The sequence below is a fragment of the Janthinobacterium sp. AD80 genome (genome assembly GCF_002878455.1).
GTDB lineage: Bacteria > Pseudomonadota > Gammaproteobacteria > Burkholderiales > Burkholderiaceae_D > Janthinobacterium.
On sequence record NZ_NRDQ01000310.1, the window covers coordinates 1 to 809 of the forward strand.

2 protein-coding genes are annotated in these 809 nt (G+C 69.5%); both read left to right on the forward strand.

Features of this window, described 5'->3' with window-relative positions:
• The first annotated feature begins 96 nt into the window (after window positions 1-96).
• Entirely contained in the window at window positions 97-312 is a 216-nt protein-coding gene (locus JaAD80_RS29025; RefSeq protein ID WP_102299647.1) for a hypothetical protein, read from the forward strand.
• A 5-nt stretch (window positions 313-317) separates the two neighbouring features.
• Window positions 318-809 (forward strand): Clp protease N-terminal domain-containing protein (locus JaAD80_RS29030; protein ID WP_308410660.1); only part of this gene is annotated, 492 nt, incomplete at its 3' end.

The following is an 809-nucleotide window of genomic DNA, read 5'->3' on the forward strand; positions in this document are numbered from 1 at the left end:
ACCGGCGCTGGCGCCAGCGCAGTTTGCCGCGCTGCTGCCCGGTGGTGCGCAATGCGCGCTGCTGGCCTGGCTGGTGGCGCGCCACCTGCAGCGGGCATGACGGTGACCCTGGAACTGACCCTGGCCGCGCCGCCGGCCAGCACGCTGGAACGGCCCGCCACCCAGGTGCTGGCACCCCGGCTGGGCCACAGCGCCTGGCTATGCGGCCGCGCCAGCCAGGCCTCGCACCGGCATGTGCAGCCGGTGCGTTTCGTGCTGAACGCGGCCGGCGCCCAATCAAGCACCACCTTCCCCGCAGACGAATGGAACTGAGCCCCATGGAAATCGATATCCGCACCTTGCTGTCCCACCTCAATCCCGAATGCAAGCGGGCCATGGGCAGTGCGGCGGAACTGTGCGTCAAGCAGACGCATTTCAACGTGGAAGTCGAGCACTTGCTGCTGGCGCTGCTCGACGGTGGCGCGCCCGACTGGTCCTTGCTGCTGGGGCACTACGGCGTGGACGCGGATGCCGTGCGCACGCAGGTGCAGGCTTGCCTCGACGGCTTCAAGCGGGGCAACAGCCGCACGCCGGCCATGTCGCCGCATTTCGTGCCGCTGCTGCGCGAAGCCTGGCTGACCAGTTCCATGCTGCTGGGCAGCGGGCAGATCCGCTCCGGCACCATTTTGCTGACCCTGCTGGAACTGGACAGCCTGCGCGGCATGCTGATCGAGTCGGCGCCAGCGCTGCTGACGCTGCCACGCGACACCTTGAAGGGGCAACTGGCGTCGCTGCTGGCCGGCTCCAGCGAGGACGCCGGCCCTGCCGGT

Coding starts and splice junctions, on each gene's coding strand:
- JaAD80_RS29025 (WP_102299647.1), top strand. CDS start 97: ATGACGGTGACCCTGGAACTGACCCTGGCCGCGCCGCCGGCCAGCACG.